14 protein-coding genes and 1 tRNA gene are annotated in these 15,686 nt (G+C 65.3%); 8 read left to right on the top strand and 7 right to left on the bottom strand.

The window, feature by feature from the left end:
• Positions 1 to 46: 46 nt before the first annotated feature.
• The 3 genes from K3F48_RS16045 (at position 47) to recR (ending at position 2,906) form a co-directional block, all read left to right on the top strand.
• Complete coding sequence (locus tag K3F48_RS16045; RefSeq protein WP_222576441.1) at positions 47 to 1,858, top strand: DNA polymerase III subunit gamma/tau; 1,812 nt, start codon at positions 47 to 49, stop codon at positions 1,856 to 1,858.
• A gap of 28 nt (positions 1,859 to 1,886) precedes the next feature.
• Positions 1,887 to 2,210 carry a YbaB/EbfC family nucleoid-associated protein gene (locus K3F48_RS16040; protein ID WP_222576440.1) on the top strand — a complete coding sequence of 108 codons (324 nt, stop codon included), beginning with the start codon at positions 1,887 to 1,889 and terminating at the stop codon, positions 2,208 to 2,210.
• A gap of 90 nt (positions 2,211 to 2,300) precedes the next feature.
• Positions 2,301 to 2,906 (top strand): recombination mediator RecR, encoded by a 606-nt coding sequence (gene recR / locus K3F48_RS16035; RefSeq protein WP_222576439.1) that lies wholly within the window; start codon positions 2,301 to 2,303, stop codon positions 2,904 to 2,906.
• Positions 2,907 to 2,956: 50 nt separating this feature from the next.
• Here recR and K3F48_RS16030 read toward each other — a convergent pair whose 3' ends face one another.
• Positions 2,957 to 3,613, bottom strand: a complete 657-nt coding sequence (locus tag K3F48_RS16030; protein WP_222576492.1) for a DsbA family protein — start codon at positions 3,611 to 3,613, stop codon at positions 2,957 to 2,959.
• 701 nt (positions 3,614 to 4,314) lie between these two features.
• On the opposite strand from K3F48_RS16030, the gene K3F48_RS16025 reads away from it, so the two are divergent.
• Positions 4,315 to 5,085, top strand: coding sequence for a helix-turn-helix transcriptional regulator (locus K3F48_RS16025; protein ID WP_222576438.1), 771 nt, complete (start codon positions 4,315 to 4,317; stop codon positions 5,083 to 5,085).
• Positions 5,086 to 5,089: 4 nt separating this feature from the next.
• Here the strand turns inward: K3F48_RS16025 and K3F48_RS16020 are convergent, their stop codons facing one another.
• From K3F48_RS16020 to K3F48_RS16005, 4 genes are all read right to left on the bottom strand, one after another.
• Complete coding sequence (locus K3F48_RS16020) at positions 5,090 to 6,229, bottom strand: acyltransferase (RefSeq protein WP_255609176.1); 1,140 nt, start codon at positions 6,227 to 6,229, stop codon at positions 5,090 to 5,092.
• 142 nt (positions 6,230 to 6,371) lie between these two features.
• Positions 6,372 to 8,180 (bottom strand): ABC-F family ATP-binding cassette domain-containing protein, encoded by a 1,809-nt coding sequence (locus tag K3F48_RS16015; RefSeq protein WP_222576436.1) that lies wholly within the window; start codon positions 8,178 to 8,180, stop codon positions 6,372 to 6,374.
• A gap of 276 nt (positions 8,181 to 8,456) precedes the next feature.
• Complete coding sequence (locus K3F48_RS16010) at positions 8,457 to 9,527, bottom strand: hypothetical protein (RefSeq protein ID WP_222576435.1); 1,071 nt, start codon at positions 9,525 to 9,527, stop codon at positions 8,457 to 8,459.
• 169 nt (positions 9,528 to 9,696) lie between these two features.
• Positions 9,697 to 11,037: a M23 family metallopeptidase gene (locus tag K3F48_RS16005; RefSeq protein ID WP_222576434.1), complete on the bottom strand. Its 1,341-nt coding sequence runs from the start codon at positions 11,035 to 11,037 to the stop codon at positions 9,697 to 9,699.
• A 221-nt stretch (positions 11,038 to 11,258) separates the two neighbouring features.
• Between K3F48_RS16005 and K3F48_RS16000 the strand changes: the two genes are divergently transcribed.
• Together K3F48_RS16000 and K3F48_RS15995 are read left to right on the top strand one after the other, a co-directional pair.
• Positions 11,259 to 11,348: transfer RNA gene (locus K3F48_RS16000), tRNA-Ser, on the top strand.
• A gap of 109 nt (positions 11,349 to 11,457) precedes the next feature.
• Positions 11,458 to 11,787: a TfoX/Sxy family protein gene (locus tag K3F48_RS15995; RefSeq protein ID WP_222576433.1), complete on the top strand. Its 330-nt coding sequence runs from the start codon at positions 11,458 to 11,460 to the stop codon at positions 11,785 to 11,787.
• Positions 11,788 to 11,807: 20 nt separating this feature from the next.
• Here K3F48_RS15995 and K3F48_RS15990 read toward each other — a convergent pair whose 3' ends face one another.
• On the bottom strand, positions 11,808 to 12,944 hold the full coding sequence (locus tag K3F48_RS15990) for a HupE/UreJ family protein (RefSeq protein ID WP_222576432.1): 1,137 nt from the start codon (positions 12,942 to 12,944) through the stop codon (positions 11,808 to 11,810).
• 216 nt (positions 12,945 to 13,160) lie between these two features.
• Between K3F48_RS15990 and K3F48_RS15985 the strand changes: the two genes are divergently transcribed.
• Entirely contained in the window at positions 13,161 to 13,658 is a 498-nt protein-coding gene (locus K3F48_RS15985; protein WP_255609175.1) for a copper resistance CopC family protein, read from the top strand.
• 106 nt (positions 13,659 to 13,764) lie between these two features.
• Entirely contained in the window at positions 13,765 to 14,334 is a 570-nt protein-coding gene (locus K3F48_RS15980) for a hypothetical protein (RefSeq protein ID WP_222576431.1), read from the top strand.
• A gap of 15 nt (positions 14,335 to 14,349) precedes the next feature.
• Here K3F48_RS15980 and K3F48_RS15975 read toward each other — a convergent pair whose 3' ends face one another.
• On the bottom strand, positions 14,350 to 15,501 hold the full coding sequence (locus tag K3F48_RS15975) for a PepSY domain-containing protein (RefSeq protein ID WP_222576430.1): 1,152 nt from the start codon (positions 15,499 to 15,501) through the stop codon (positions 14,350 to 14,352).
• Between the last annotated feature and the right edge of the window lie 185 nt (positions 15,502 to 15,686).

Raw genomic sequence — 15,686 nt, 5'->3', positions numbered from 1 at the left:
CCCGGGCGCCGAATCGAACGGGCCTTTTTCTCTCTCGGGCGACGCGATGGACGACGAGCATTCGCGCGACGCGGCGCTGTTTCCGGCCGAAGCGCAGGAAAAGCCTGTGGCGCGCGGCGCCTATCGCGTGCTGGCACGCAAATACCGTCCCTCCGGCTTCGCCGATCTCATCGGCCAGGAGCCGATGGTGCGCACGCTCGAGAACGCCTTCGAGCTGAACCGCATCCATCAGGCCTACCTCCTGACCGGCGTGCGCGGCGTCGGCAAGACCACCACCGCGCGCATTCTCGCCCGCGCTTTCAACTACGAGCTGCCTGCAACGGACGGACGGCCGGCCGTCGACCGGCCGACGATCCATATGGACGCGCTCGGGGCTCATTGTCAGGCGATCATCGATTCGCGCCATCCGGACGTGCTGGAGATGGACGCCGCCTCGCACACCGGCATCGACGATATTCGCGAGATCATCGAGAACGCGCGCTACCGCCCGGTGATGGCCAGGGTGAAGGTCTATATCGTCGACGAGGTGCATATGCTCTCCAAGGCCGCCTTCAACGGCCTGTTGAAGACGCTCGAGGAGCCGCCGGAGCATGTGAAGTTCATCTTCGCGACGACCGAGATCGACAAGGTGCCGGTCACCGTGCGCTCGCGCTGCCAGCGTTTCGATCTGCGCCGCATCGACGCCGGCCTGCTCGCGGGCCATTTGCGCAAGATCTGCGATCTCGAGGGCGTCGAGATCGAGGACGCGGCGCTGGCCATGGTCGCGCGGGCGGCGGAGGGCTCGGCCCGCGACGCTCTGTCCCTGCTCGACCAGGCGATCGCCCATGGCGCGGCGCAAGGCGGGGGAGCGATCGCCGCCGAGGATCTGCGCCATATGCTCGGCGTCGCCGACAAGTCGCGCGTCATCGATCTGTTCGAGGCGGCGATGAAGGGCGAGATTGCGACGGCGCTCGCTCTGCTGCAGGAGCAGCATGACGGCGGAGCCGATCCCGGGCAGGTGCTGCTGGAGCTCGCCGAATTCACCCATCTGGTGACGCGGCTGAAGCTCGCCCCCGGCGCCGAGCGCTCCTCGGCGCTGACCGAGGAGGAGAAGAGGCGTGGCGGCGTGGCGGCGCAGACGCTCTCGGTGTCGGCGCTGACCCGCGCCTTTCAAATTCTGATGAAGGCGGTGGAGGAGCTGCGCGGCTCGCCACGGCCGCTCGCCAGCGCCGATATGGCGCTGGTGCGCCTCACCCACGCCGCCGAGCTGCCCTCGCCGGAGGAGGCGCTGCGCAAGCTCGGCTTCGGCCAGCCGCAGCCTCCGGAGCGCGCCTCCCGGCCCGCCGCGTCACCGTCGGAACGGCCCGGCCCCTCGCTGTCGCTCGCCGCGGCGCCGCAGGCGGCGGCGCGGAGCTTCGCCGCGCCGCGGCCCGAGCCCCCGCCGACCGGCGCGACCATCGCCGACTTCCCCGCGCTCGTCGCGCTCGCCGCGGACAAGCGGGACATGCAATTGAAGCTGGCGCTCGAGACCGATGTGCGCCTCGTGCGTTTCGAGCAGGGACAGATCGAGTTCGAGCTCGCGCCGGGCGGCTCCGCCCGCCTGCCCCAGCAGCTCATGCAGCGGCTGCAGGAATGGACCGGCGCGCGGTGGATGGTGGCGCTCGCCGCCTCCGGCGGCGCGCCGACCGTGAGCGAGCAGGCGGCCGCGCGCAGACAGGAGGAGCGCTCCGGCGTCGAATCCGATCCCGTCGTCGCGGCGATCATGGCGCGCTTCCCCGGCGCCGAGATCGTCGCGGTGCGTGGACGCGAGAGCGAAACGAATCACGCGCCCGGCGCCGAATTGGCTTATGACGACGTCGAGCCCGACGAGAGCTGGTGAGCGCTGCGGACGAGGTTAGGAGACCGACATGCTCGACTTCATGGGACTGATGAAGCAGGCGCAAGCCATGCAGACGAAGATGGCCGAGATGCAGGCCGAGCTCGATCAGGTGGCGGTCGAGGGCGAGGCCGGCGGCGGCGCCGTGAAGGTGACGATGTCCGCCAAGGGCGCGCTGCAGCGCGTGGCCATCGACCCGAGCCTGCTGAAGCCCGAGGAGAGCGACATCCTCGAGGACCTCATCGTCACCGCCCACGCCCAGGCGCGCGCCAGGGCGGACGAGGCCGTGGCGGAGAAGATGAAAGCCGTCACCGGCGGCCTGCAGCTGCCGCCGGGGCTGAAGCTGCCGTTTTGAGCGAGGGAGTAGTGAATAGGGAGTAGCGAGTAGCGAATGGCTGTCCCTACTCGCTGCTACTCGCTATTCGCTATTCGCCCGAGGGACACAATGGCCGAACGCATCGCCGGCCCCGAGATCGAGCGCCTCGTGCAATTGCTGGCGCGCCTGCCCGGGCTCGGGCCGCGCTCGGCGCGGCGCGCCGTGCTGCATCTCATCCGCAAGCGCGAGGAGCTGCTCGGCCCGCTCGGAGAAGCGTTGCGCGTCGCTCATGAGCGCATTCTCACCTGCACGGCCTGCGGCAATATCGACACCAGCGACCCTTGCGCGATCTGCCGCGATCCCCGTCGCGATCCCGGCATCATCGTCATCGTCGAGACGGTCGCCGATCTCTGGGCGCTGGAGCGCGCCGGCCTGCTGGCGGCGCGCTATCACGTGCTCGGCGGCGTGCTGTCGCCGCTCGACGGCGTCGGCCCGGACGAGCTCAACATCGGCAGCCTCGTGCAGCGCATCGCCGACGGCGGCGTGCGCGAGGCGATCATCGCCGTCAACGCCACGGTCGACGGCCAGACGACGGCCCATTATCTCGCCGACCTCCTGGCGCCGCTCGGCGTGAAGACGACGCGCCTCGCCCATGGCGTGCCGGTCGGCGGCGAGCTCGACTATCTCGACGAGGGCACGCTCGCCGCCGCGCTCGAGCGGCGCACCGCGTTCTGAGCGCCGCTCCAGACCGAGGCGTCATCCTCCGCGCAGCTGACGGAAAGCCGTCAGGACTTCGACTTCTCGGCGATGATCTTGTCGAGATCGGCGACGCTGATCTCGCCGCTATAGCGCTCGCCATTGATGAAGAAGGTCGGCGTCGAATTGATGCCGAATTTTTCCGCGGCGCGGTCGCGCACCTTGTTCACATTCTCGTAGAGCTTCTCGTCCTTCAGCACCGTCTCGAAGGCCTGCTGGCCGACGCCGGTGAACTTCAGCACATTGGCCAGGCCGTCCAGCGGCTTCTCCACGAACGCCCAATTCTTCTGCTGGGAGAACAGCAAATCGACCACAGCGTCGCGTTTCTCGCCGGCGTTGCGGGCGAGCATGAAGGCGGCCGTCGCCAGCGGATCGAGCGGGAATTCGCGCAGGATGAACTTCACCTTGCCGGCGTCGATGTAATTCTTCTTCAGCGTCGGATAGACGTCGCGATGGAAAGCGGCGCAATGACTGCAGGTCATCGAGGCGTATTCGACGATGGTGACGGGCGCGTCGGCCTTGCCCTCGACGACGTCCGGCAGAGCATTGGCCGCCATCAGCTCGTCGACCGGAACTTTTCCGCTGGCGGCCTTTTCGGCTGCGGCCGGAACGGCGAAGCCGATCAGCGCCGAGGCGGCGACGGCGAGCCCGGCGCGGCGGGACATACGGAAGTCGAGAATGGACATGGAGGCTCCGTTGGGTCGCGGGACGGCGCAATCATAAAGCATTTTTTCGCGTCGGGAAATCATACGGCCGCGATCGGCCAGCGCATAGATCGCCGCGCCTGAGATGCGGCGGTCCGGCACGATCCGCATATGCGTCGAGACATCCGTCACCATGCCGCGTTCCCCCGCCCCCCTCGTATCCAATATGGATAACGATGCGGCGACGATTTATATCTTCGAAAGCGCAGCGTTCGACAGCGAGATGGCGCGTTTGACGTCTCGAGGCATGGGCATGCCTCGGCGTTCCGCCGGAGCGCGGCAGGCGGGGTGGCCAGTCGGATTTCAGATCGGTGCTTCGAATGGACGTTTCGGAGATAGAGTATCTAGGCTTGGTCGAGCTTATCCAGGAGGCGGCGCTCGAACCCGCCGCCTGGGAAAAAGTCCTGCGTCGATTGGCGAGGCTGACCGATTGCACTGCGGGCGGGCTCACGATCGAAAATCCTCGAACCGGGGAAGGAACGCCGATCACCTATTTCGGCTTCGACAAAGGCCATGTGGAGAAGACTTTCGACTATTTCCTGCCGATGAATCCCCTTCACAGGATCGCGCCGCTGATGAAACCGGGGTTCATCGTCGCCAATAGCGACATTGTCCCCCTCGACGCCTTCCGGCGCACAGAATTTTATAATGGCTGGTCCTGTCCTCAGGATCTCTGCTGTCCGTTGACGCTGGTGCTGCATCGCACGGAGTCGGTGTATTATCCGCTGACCTTGGTGCGTCCGGACGGCACCGGCGATGCGACGGATGCGGATCGCGCCTTATTGGCGAGGCTCGCGCCGCACTTGACCCGGGCGATGCGGATATCTCTGGAACTCGATTTGGCGCGGCATCAGCGCGGCGCAATGGAACAGTCGCTGGCGCGGATCGCCATCGCCGTCCTATTGCTGGACCGGCGCAAGCGCGTCGTGTTCGCCAATCCGGCCGCCGAAAAGCTCCTGGCGTCCGCAACGGCGTTGACCTTGGCCAATGGCGCCCTGGCCGCCCGAGCGGCGCGCTCCCACCGGGAATTGCAGAAAGCGATTCTCGAAGTGATCGGGCGAGAACCCGGAGCCGGCGCGGAGATCGGCATCGAACGCGAAGACGGCCGGCCATTGCTCGCCACCGTGCTCCCGATCGCCCCCGAAGGCCCTTTCACGCCGCTCGCCGAGAACGCAGCGTGCTGCGCGATTTTTGTGAGCGACCCCGACGCTCTCCAAACCTCGCGCTCGCGGGCCGTCGCGCAAAACTATGGTCTGACGCCCGCGGAAACCCGCCTGCTGGACTCGATCCTGTCCGGAGCGGGGCTCGCGCGAGCAGCCGAGGAGATGGGCGTGACGGTCGCCACCGCGCAAACGCATCTGAAACGGGTGTTTTCCAAGACCGGAACGGGGCGGCAGGGCCAGCTTATCAATCTGGTGATGACCTCAGCGCCGCCATTGTGGAGCCGGGACTAATCCGTCACGTCGCGGCTGTCGGCGCGCCTCGCATTCGTTCGACCGCGTTCCAGACCGCGCCAGTTGCGAAGCGGCCGACGCCTTGCGCGAAGGCTTTGATGTGGAAGAGCGCTCGCTTCAGGAGCAGAAAGGTGGCGACATGGACGAGAGTAGCGAGCAGCGCCACGGCGACAAAGAACACGAGGCTGTCGTCGATACCGACGTGATTTCGTAGATAGGGATTGCCGAAAACGAGATAAAAGCCGTTTATGAGGAGGAAATCCAGTGAGTTTCTTCCGATGAAGCGGACCGGACGAGCAATCCATATACACCCGAGCGGACCGCTCAGTCCCATTATTCCTGCGGCGCCCATTGCCGCCGTTAAAAAGAACAGCGGCAGAGAGCCGAAAAGCCCGAAGATCATCAGCACGGCGAAACGCCCCGGCAACTCCGCATTTTCACATGTGATCTGCCATGCGAATGTGCATCCGCCATTGGAATGCGCGAGCCAGAGAGCCGTCGCAAGGAGAGCAATGGCCGCCCATGCGCCAATGTCGATCTTATGCGCCGAGAGATAGCGGCCCACCATGAAAAACGCCACTCCCGGCGGGACCGCCCTGAGATGGAACGCCTGCGGGTAGCGATAGGACGCGGCAAAAACGATTGCCAGCGCGGCGCCGATGAGCCATCGCTTCGCGCCGTCGCATCTCGTCAATGCATAAGCCAGGAGGCGCACGATTGCGAAGGCGACGAGGAACCAGGGAGTAATCGTGCTGAAACTCTCCGCGAGAAGAAGATGGTCGACGACATAATTCTCGAGCGTTGGTATCGTTTCTGACGAAACGCCCTGCGTCACGGCGGCGAAGAAAATACCAATGACGTCGACGATATAGGCCAGGGCGATCAAATACGCCGAGCGCGTCGCCACGTCTTTCCAGGATTTTCCGGAAAACTGATCCAGGATAGCGCCCGAGATCAAGAAGAAGAGCGGCATATGAAAGCTGTATATGGCTTGCCATTGCAGGAAAGCCATTTGCGAGAACTCGCCATCGGCTCTCGCGTGAAAAAAAATCTGCAAGACATGGCCATAGATGACCAGGATCATGGCGAGGCCGCGCGCAACGTCGAGACTGTCGTTTCTTTCAGTTGCGTCGCCGCATCGCATTTGCCGAATGCCTCCCCCCTAGCTAAACAATCACACGGCAGGCAGACGGCGCAAGCTTCAGTCCCTATCGGCCGGCGTCGACGAATTCGATGCCTCTCGAGAGCGAGCCTCAGAGGCTCGCTTCCCCTGCCTTCGACGCCTCCTACCCCCCGATTTCCTCGCGCTTGATCTCGAGCTCGAGCCAGCTCTCCTCCGCCGCCGCGAGCTCCGCCTCCATTTTGGCGAACAGCTTCGTCGCCTCGGAGAATTTCGCCGGATCGCGCGCATAGAGGCTCGGATCGTCGATGAGCTTCTGCAGCTTCTCCTTCTTGGCGCGAAGCTCCTCCATCCTGGCCGGCAAGGTCGCGAGCGCATGCTGCTCGGCGAAGGAGAGGCGCGCCTTGGCGGCGGGCCTCGGCTTCGGCGCGGGCTTCGCCCTTTCTTCAGCGCGCGGCGCCGCGACGCTGCGCGCCTGCACGCCCTCGCCGCGCTGCGCCAGCATGTCCGAATAGCCGCCGGCATATTCGACCCAGCGGCCGCTCCCCTCCGACATCAGCACCGATGTGGCGATGCGGTCGAGGAAATCGCGGTCATGGCTGACGACGATCAGCGTGCCCGGATATTCCGCGAGCATGTCCTCGAGCATGTCCAAGGTCTCGAGGTCGAGGTCGTTGGTCGGCTCGTCCAGCACCAGAAGATTCGACGGCAGCGCCAGCGCGCGCGCCAGCAGCAGGCGGCCGCGCTCGCCGCCGGAGAGCTTTCCGATCGGCGTGCGCGCCTGCTCCGGCGCGAACAGAAAATCCCGCATATAGCCGACGACATGCTTGCGCTCGCCATTGATCTCGACAAAATCCGAGCCGCCGCCGGTGAGCGCATCCTTCAGCGTCGTCTGCGGATCGAGGCTGGCGCGGCTCTGATCGAGCGTCGCCATCGCCAGCGCGGCGCCGAGCTTCACCGAGCCGCTATCCGGCGCGAGAGCGCCGGTGAGCAGCTTCACCAGAGTGGTCTTGCCCGCGCCATTGGCGCCGACGAGGCCGAGCCGGTCGCCACGCATGACGCGCGCCCAAAAATTCTCGACAATGACGCGCTCGCCGAAGGCTTTCGCAATGCCGCGCGCCTCGACCACCAGAGCGCCGGAGAGCTGCGCCTCGCTCGCCTCGAGCTTCACATCGCCCTGCGCGCCGACATGGCGCCGCCGCGCCACGCGCAGCTCCGCGAGGCCGGCGAGGCGGCGCTGATTGCGCTTGCGCCGCCCGGTCACGCCATGGCGCAGCCAATGCTCCTCCTCCACGATCTTGCGATCGAGCTTGTGCTGCTGCTTCTCCTCCTCCTCGAGCTCGCGGTCGCGCCAGGCTTCGAACTCCTTGAAGCCGCGCGACAGATGCCGCGTGCGACCGCGATCCAGCCAGACGGTGGAGCGCGTCAGATTTTCGAGGAAGCGGCGGTCGTGGCTGATGACGACGATCGCCGAGCGCAAGGCGGCGAGCCGCTCCTCGAGCCAGAGGATGGCCGGCAGATCGAGATGATTGGTCGGCTCGTCGAGCAGCAGAATATCGGGCTCGGGCGCGAGCGCACGGGCGAGCGCGGCGCGCCGCCCCTCCCCGCCCGAGAGCTGGCGCGGATTTTCCTCGCCGGTGAGGCCGAGCTCGAGCAGCAGCGCCTCGGCCACATGCGGGTCATCGATCGGCCCCAGCCCTTGGGCGACATAATCGAGCGTCGTGGCGAAGCGCGAGAGATCGGGCTCCTGCGGCAGATAGCGCAGGCTCGCGCCCGGCTGCAAAAAGCGCGTTCCGCCATCCGCCTCCACCTCGCCGGCGGCGATCTTCAGCAGCGTGGATTTGCCCGAGCCATTGCGGCCGACGAGACAGACGCGCTCGCCCGGCGCGACGGCCAGGTCCGCAGATTCGAGCAGCGGCTTGCCGCCGAGCGTGAGCGCGATGGCTTGGAGCGACAGAAGCGGAGGAGCGGCCATTGGTCCCTGGCGTTGAGCGAAGCGAGGCCGAAAGCGGGCGTTCGGCTGGGCAGTGTTTTATAGGATGTGGGCGCAAAGGCCAGCGGGGACGGATGGGAGCGACGGTGGAGGAGACAAGGCAGGAACTCCGCAGAGCGCCAGGAGCGGACATTGGAACGCAGGTAGTCTATTCGCGGGTTACGCGATGCCGGACGTCGCCCATGAATTTTCAGATAGACCGAGAACGGCGCCTTAACGCTTTGTCATCGGCCCTAGCCCACAAAGCGGGCTCGAACATCATCGGGTGCTTGTTGGGGTTTTGAGAGACGCTGCGCTTGCTTTCAAAAACGCTTCTCGATCCAACTCGGCGAGCCGTGCGAAAGACGCGTAGCGCTCCTTTACATCCGCAGCAGATTCGCCAGGAACCGCACCCGAAAAGGCCATGCGACGCAAATCACGCCTAGTTGGACTGCGCCACCCCTTCGACGCACACTCCGTCTCCAATTGCCGCGCTGTTTCCGCGATGAATTGAATAAGCGGAGCAGTCTCGTATCCCGACGGCAAGGTGCGCCCCCATAGCAGCACCCCAGCTGCGATCCTTCGTGAAATGTCATCTAAATAGTCAGGGTGCGTGGGCACAATCCCAGCTGCTATGTGCTCGACAAGGCGCAGCGTGTAGATCAGCAGGTAAGGGAGGCGCGTGTAGAGGTAGGACCACTGGCTAAGCTTTGATTCGTAGTCGGAGAAAATGAAATTGATGTTTAAAATCTCTGTCTTAATGGCAGGGTGTTCAGTGAATAGATGCATCGCCTTGTTGCAAACTCCGTCAAACCCATCATCCGTCTTCACGTATCGTAACTGTGCGATATAGTTGGCATCGAATAGGTTTGTCGCCCCAATGGCTTCGAGGACGAGTTTGATCCTACTGGCCTGCCCTTCCGGTCCCCCGGCGTTTTTTGGCCTCAACCGAAGCGGATCCGTCGTGAGCTTCGATGCGAACTCCATCTCATCGAGCGCAATTGATTCAAGTACAAACAATGATTCCTGGAGCGGCTTTCTTAGAAGGATGTAGGAGACATTGAGTTTGCCCTTCCGCGACGACTGAAGTGCTTCATAGATGCAATGAAGCATGTCCGAGAGTACCGCTGGTAGGATGATTGTCTTGAGTATATTTGCGCGGTCTTTCACACGGCCGGAGACGTCGAGCCACTCAAAGATATCAGTGCTGGCTTTCAGGGCATGCGCTTCAGCCGGTCCATCAAGCGAAATGCTCGCAACGAATGCGCCGGATGCTTCGCCGGAAACCAAAAACTGAACGAGCACGTCATGAACGATGAAGCAGAGATCATGCGCAACGTTGTAGGTCACGGGAAGCAAAGGTCGTTTTGTGGCGCGTGAGTTCATACGATATCCATTCATTTAAGAATAACACGGCCGGAGCCGGACAGGCGACATTGTGTATTAATCAGAGCTTTTGCAAGAGCGTTTGTTCGGATCTGAATGACGGCTATGGGTCACAAGCAGACGATCTGCCCCCTCACCTTACCTCCGCCAACACCGCCCCCGCGCGCAAAAACCGCGTCGGGTCGACCGGCTCGCCGTCGATGCGCACCTCGTAATGCAGATGCGGCCCGGTAGAACGCCCGGTCGAGCCGATGCGGCCGACGACGGCGCCGGCCTCCAACGGCTGGCCGACGCTGGCGAGAATGCTGGAGAGATGCGCATAGCGGGTGACGAGGCCGGCGCCATGGTCGATCTCGACCATCTGCCCATAGCCGCCGCTCGATCCCGCGAAGGCGACGACGCCCGCCGCCGTCGCCCGCACCGGAGCGCCGTAATCCTCGCGCAGATCGACGCCCGTGTGCAGCGCCGGACGGCCGAAGAAGGGATCGGTGCGATAGCCGAAGCTCGAGGTGAGCTCGAGCTCGCCGGCGAGCGGCTTGCGCAAGGGCACGCTCGGCAGCGCCTTGCGCAGGCCGTCGAGCGTCGCCGCCGCGTCCTGCGCGGCGATGAGCTCGCGCTCGAACAGAAGATCGCTCGACCGCCGCTCCGCCGGCACAAAGGGGCCGCCGACGAAGGCGGGGGCGCTCTTACGGACGAAACGCTCGGTCGCGAGGCCGGCGGCGTCGAAAGCGCCGCGCAAGCGGCGGGCGGCGGCGCGCATCGGCTCGACGAGCCGCGCCACTCTGGTCGTCTGCTCGCGCTCGACCCGGTCCATCGCGGCGGACAGCCGATCGATGCGCCCCTGCAATGGCGCGCCGGCGTCCGCCGCGGGCCCGGTCGCGGCCTTATCGGCAGGCTGTTTCGGGGCGCGGGCGGCGCGCCCCTCGTCTTCATGGCTAAGGCGCAGCTCCATGCCGGCGGGCTCGGGCTTGCCGAAGCCCGAGAAGGCGGCGGGCCGCGGCTCGCTCGGCGCCGCATAGGCGCTGGCGGCGGGCGGCGGAGCGGCGGCGCGCGAGTGGACCGGGGCTGCCGCGAGCTTGTCTTCGGCGGCGACGCTCTCGACCAGCCGCGCGACGACGGCGGCGCGCGTCTCCAGCTTGGCCTGGCGCAGCACCAGCGCGCGCAGCTTGCTCTCGACATCGTCCTGATCGGCGAATTGGCGGCTGGTCGCCTGATCGAGCTTGAGGCGCAGCGCCGCGAGGCGGTCCTCGTAAGAGTATCGTATCTGCGCCTGCCGATCGCCGAGATCGGCGAGCATGTCGTCGCGAAAGGCGAAAAAGGCGGCGGCGCAGGGAAAGACGACCAAGGCCGCGGCCAGCGCGACGCCGAGGGCGATCGCCGGGCCCGCGCCGAGCTCGATTCGCTTGCGGCGGGAGCCGAGCGAGACATCGAAGGCGAGAGCGACGGATCGGGGCGATTGATCTTGGTCTCGCATGCGCATGTTCCGGCCGGGCTCATCCCGGCGCATCGATCCGAACTCGCGGCCGCGCGGGCTGCGGGGCGAATAGACATCATTAAGGTTAACGCTCTGCAAATGCGGCTTCAGGGGCGACGCCCGAGGCGGCGAGCAAAGACGCGAGCCGCGGTCTTGATCGCGCGCGCCGACACGTGCTATCTGGCGCGACCGCGGCGAAGGCGCGCCTTCGCTACGCCCCCGGAGAGGTGGCAGAGTGGTTGAATGCACCGCACTCGAAATGCGGCATACGGGCAACCGTATCGGGGGTTCAAATCCCTCCCTCTCCGCCAAGGCTCGCTTCAAGTCCTCACTTCGTTGAAAATGCCGAGGTTGCGGCGCCCTGGCGGATCGCGCGGCGGTTCTGGCTTTGCTCGCGCTCGGCTTTTGTGGATGACGTGAATGGCGCGGGATGCAGGGCTCGAGCAACTGCTGAGAGAGCATCTCGAGGCGAGGCCCGGACTCGCCGAACGGCCGATGTTCGGCGGGTGGGCCTGGCTGCTCGACGGACATCTCCTCTGCGGCGCGCGTGACGACGGAGTGCTCGTCCGGCTCGGCAAAGGCAACGATCAATGGGCGTTGGCGATCGACGGCGTCGCGCCGATGATCTCGCGCGGCAGGGCGCTGTCGGGTTGGGTGCGCGTCGCCCCCGAAGCATTTGCCGATGATGCGCTGGCGGCGCGGCTGCTCGACGCGGCCTCGACCTTCGTGCGGACGCTGCCGTCCAAATAGCGCCGTCCCCTCGGCCGCTCTCAGCCCGCCCCGAGACTGCGCTCGACCAGCCAATAGGCGCCGAAGCAGGCGATGATCCCCGAGAGCGCGCGAACGAGGCGCGGATCGCGCACTCCTCGCGTGAATATTCTGTCGACCGCCAGCAAAATCGGCAGAAACGCCAGCACGACGCCGATCTGGCCCGCCTCGACGCCGATGTTGAAGCTCGCCAGCGCCGGAACGATCGCGCGCTGCGGCACGCCGAGCTCGATGAGGCCGCTCGCGAAGCCGAAGCCGTGGACGAAGCCGAAGACGAAAGTGTCGCGCCAACGGCCGTCCACCTTGCAGACGAAGAAATTCTCCAGCGCGACATAAATGATCGACAGAGCGATCGCGATCTCGACAAAGCGGCTCGGCAGCTCGACGAGTTGCAGCGCCGCGAGCGTCAGCGTCACCGAATGCGAGACGGTGAAGGCCGTCACCAGCTTCACGACGGGAAGGACGCGCGTCGCCCACAGCATCACGGCGACGAGAAAGCACAGATGATCAAAGCCGGTCATGATGTGCTCGACGCCGGCGGCGAAGAATTTCGGCGCGAGCTCCCACGGACCCAGCAAGGGCTTGGAGAGATCGATCGGCGCGTCGCCGGGAAAGATCATCACTTGTCCCGGCGCCGGCTCGCGACCCGCGCGCTGCGCGTCGGTCAACGCCGACTCGTCGCCCCCCTCCCCCATGCCGACGAGGTGCTTGGCGCGGCGCCCCTGCGCCGCGAGCAGACGAAACGGATCATAGAAGATCGGTCCCTCGACCGCGCGGCAGTCCATGCGCAGCACGACTTTCGAATCATAAGGATTGCTCGGATCCGCTCCGACTGAGACGACGGCGCTCGCACATGTGTCGCCCGCTTCGTTGCGCAGATCGACGCGGCCGCGGATGAACTCGCCGATCATCCGCTCGATCACGCCGGGCTCGGTGAGATCGACATCGGCGCCGGGCTTGTTCTCGGCGAACATGCGCTCGATATCGGCGCCCAGAAATCCGACTTCGACGCGATAGGCGCGCTCGCCCTCCGGCACGATGCGGCTGCTGGAGATATCGGCGGTATGCGCGCGCGCCGACGATACGAAGCCGATGACCGCCATCAGCGAAACAAAGAGCAATCCGGCCCGCCGCGCCATTCCCGCCATCTCCCTTGACGCGGCGCAATCGCGCGGCGTATGCAAGAAGTGTGAATAGTGCATATCGAAGCCCGAAACACAAGAAGCGGCCGCAGTCGCCGAGCGGGCCCGGGAATGGAACGCGACACGCCTTGCCGATGTCCCGAGAGCCGCCTAGCATCGACCCGATCATCCCGGATTTCGGCTTCATCGAATGACGAGCAGGGCGCGCCGAGCATGAAACGAGCCGAACAGCGGCAATCTGCGCAGAGCTTTCTGGACGACAATCTCTTCCCTCCTTCATGCAGGATCGCCTCGCGACGCGCGCTCGCGCTGTTCTTCTCGGCGATGGCGTTGGGCGCCGCGCGCGACGCCGCTCCGGCTTTCGGCCTTCCCGCTGCGCCGTCCGCGCCGACGGCCGATTCCGCGATCGCTCTCGCCCATGCGATCGTCGTGCGCACCTCGCCGGCGCAGAACGGCGTCTCCGCCGGCGACATCGGCAAGGTGGAAGTCTGGTACGACGCCGGCATTCGCGACGCCTTCGCCGCGCTCGCCGTCATCGCCGCCTCGGGCGATCGCGTGGACAAGCGCGACGCCGCGATCGACAAATCGGATGCGAGCCATGTCTTGGTGAGCGTCGATCGATTGACGCCCGGCAAATACACCGCGCGCTATCGCGCGCTCTCGGCCGACGGCCATATCGTCAGCGGCGCCTGGGAGTTCGAGGTGCGCTGAGAAGCGATGCGCTTTCGCGCTCCGATTTCGGATAAACGACTCTGAAGTGGCCACGAAAATAGAACGAGAGCGACAACGCTCGTCAGCGGGGAAGGAAGCACCGGCGATGAACTCGAATCTGCGGCTCAATCTCTTATTGCTCGCGGGCGTCGTGCTGATCATCGGCGTCAATGTCGCGGCCTTCTCCTATTCGTACTGGGCCTCCTCGTTCGACCTCTTCTGGAATGATTTCCTGAACGCGCACTTCTATCGGCCCGCGGCAAAGGCGGGCGACCGCACCATGGCCGACTGCCTGAAGGTCAACGACTTCTATTCGGCGCGGCTGACCACCTATTTCCGCGCCGATTCCGACGACAGCGCCGGCGGACGGATCGACGACATGAGCAAATATGCCGAATATTGCGACCGCGTTCCCGGGACCGGACGCGTGATCTTCTCCGTCACGCTGATTGAGGAGGACGTGCGCGGCATGCCGGTCGCCTTGTCGTTCTACAAGCTCGACCAGAAGGGCGCACGCGCGCTGCTCACCTCGCTGCCCGCCAAGCCTCATCCGACCGGCTTCGTGACCCTCGACTCGCCGGTCTCCTATCGGGGCAAATATCTCCTCGAGCTCGCCTTCAACGAGGGCAAGAGCGCGGAGGACAAGATCGAGATGCCCATTTCGGTCGGTGAGTGAGCGCAGCCCGCGCGTTCACGCCGCCGGGCGCCGCGCGCGGCGCTTCTGCCGCCAGCGCAGAAAGCCGGTGATGTAGAGAACGAGCGGCGTCGATCCGATCAGCAGCATCAGCGGCCGGCCGATCTCGCCGAAGGCCTCGCCCGTGTGCAGCGGATACAGCCACTCCAGAAATCGCTCGCCGGCGCTGAAATCGCCGCGATCCTGCACATGCAGAATGCGGCCGCTGTATTGGTCGACGCCGACGTTTCGATAGGTCCTCGTGCGATTGGGCTCGCCCTCCGATTGCTTGCCGACGACATAGACGCCATCAGGTCCGCTCGGCAGCAGGATCCAATGCAGCCGCCCATCGGGAAACACCTTATCCGCCGCCGCGGCGACGGCGTCGAGTCCGATCGGCGGATGATCGGGAACAAAGGTCGAGCGGCCGAAATCCGGATCGGCGCGCACCGGGGACACGAGGCTCGTCGCCGCCCGCGTCGCCGGCTTGAAGATCATCGCCACGCCGGTGAGCAGCAGCGCCAGCAGAATGGCGCAGAGGTGAATCCCGACGCTGCGATGCGCATCATAAATGATGCGCTCCCGGCTCGCGCCCCATTTGATCTTCAGTCCCGGCCGCCAATCGCCGTTGCGCGGCGCCCACAGATAGAGGCCGACGAGGATGGAGACGCAGACGAGAATGCCGAGCGCGCCGATCAGATAGGCGTTGGCGACGCCGAGCAGCAGCGTCCAATGAAAGGCCATGAGGATCGGCACGAGCGGCTGCGAGAACTGATCCTCGCCGTGAAGAAGGAGCCTTTGTCCGGTGACCTTCGCCGTATAGGGATCGACGAAGATCTGATGCGCCCGAGTGTCGAGATCGTCGGTCTCGATCATGAAATTGATCGCCGCCGCCGCGCGCGGATGACGCGGCGTCGTCAGGCGCTCCGGCTTTGCGTCTGGCGGCATTGCGGCGACCGCCGCTGCGAAAATCTCGTCGAGCGGACGCGCCGACTCCCCGGCGTGCGCATCGACCTGCATCAGCGGAGCGTTCAGCCATTCGTCGATGTCCTCGCGAAAGGCGAGAACGCCGCCGCTCAGCGCGATCGCTACGAAAATCGCGCCGGCGAACAGTCCGATCCAGCGATGGATCGACAGAAAGATTTTGCGCGCGATCTCGCGCCGACGCATGAGGGAGACTCCACCGCAACATGGGACGGCCGATCGCATCGGGCGTCGCCGATCCATTCCATGGGAGCGACTTCGCTTCGCATTGTCAACTTGCCCGCGTGCGAACGCCAGGGCTCCGAATTCGGGTTAACGAGCAGAGAGTTTTCAGCGTCATGGCCGCGCTTGTCGCACGGCTGTCCGGTTCA

It is taken from the genome of Methylosinus sp. Sm6, from assembly GCF_019802345.1.
GTDB lineage: Bacteria > Pseudomonadota > Alphaproteobacteria > Rhizobiales > Beijerinckiaceae > Methylosinus.
This window is presented reverse-complemented; position numbering and strand designations above follow the sequence as displayed.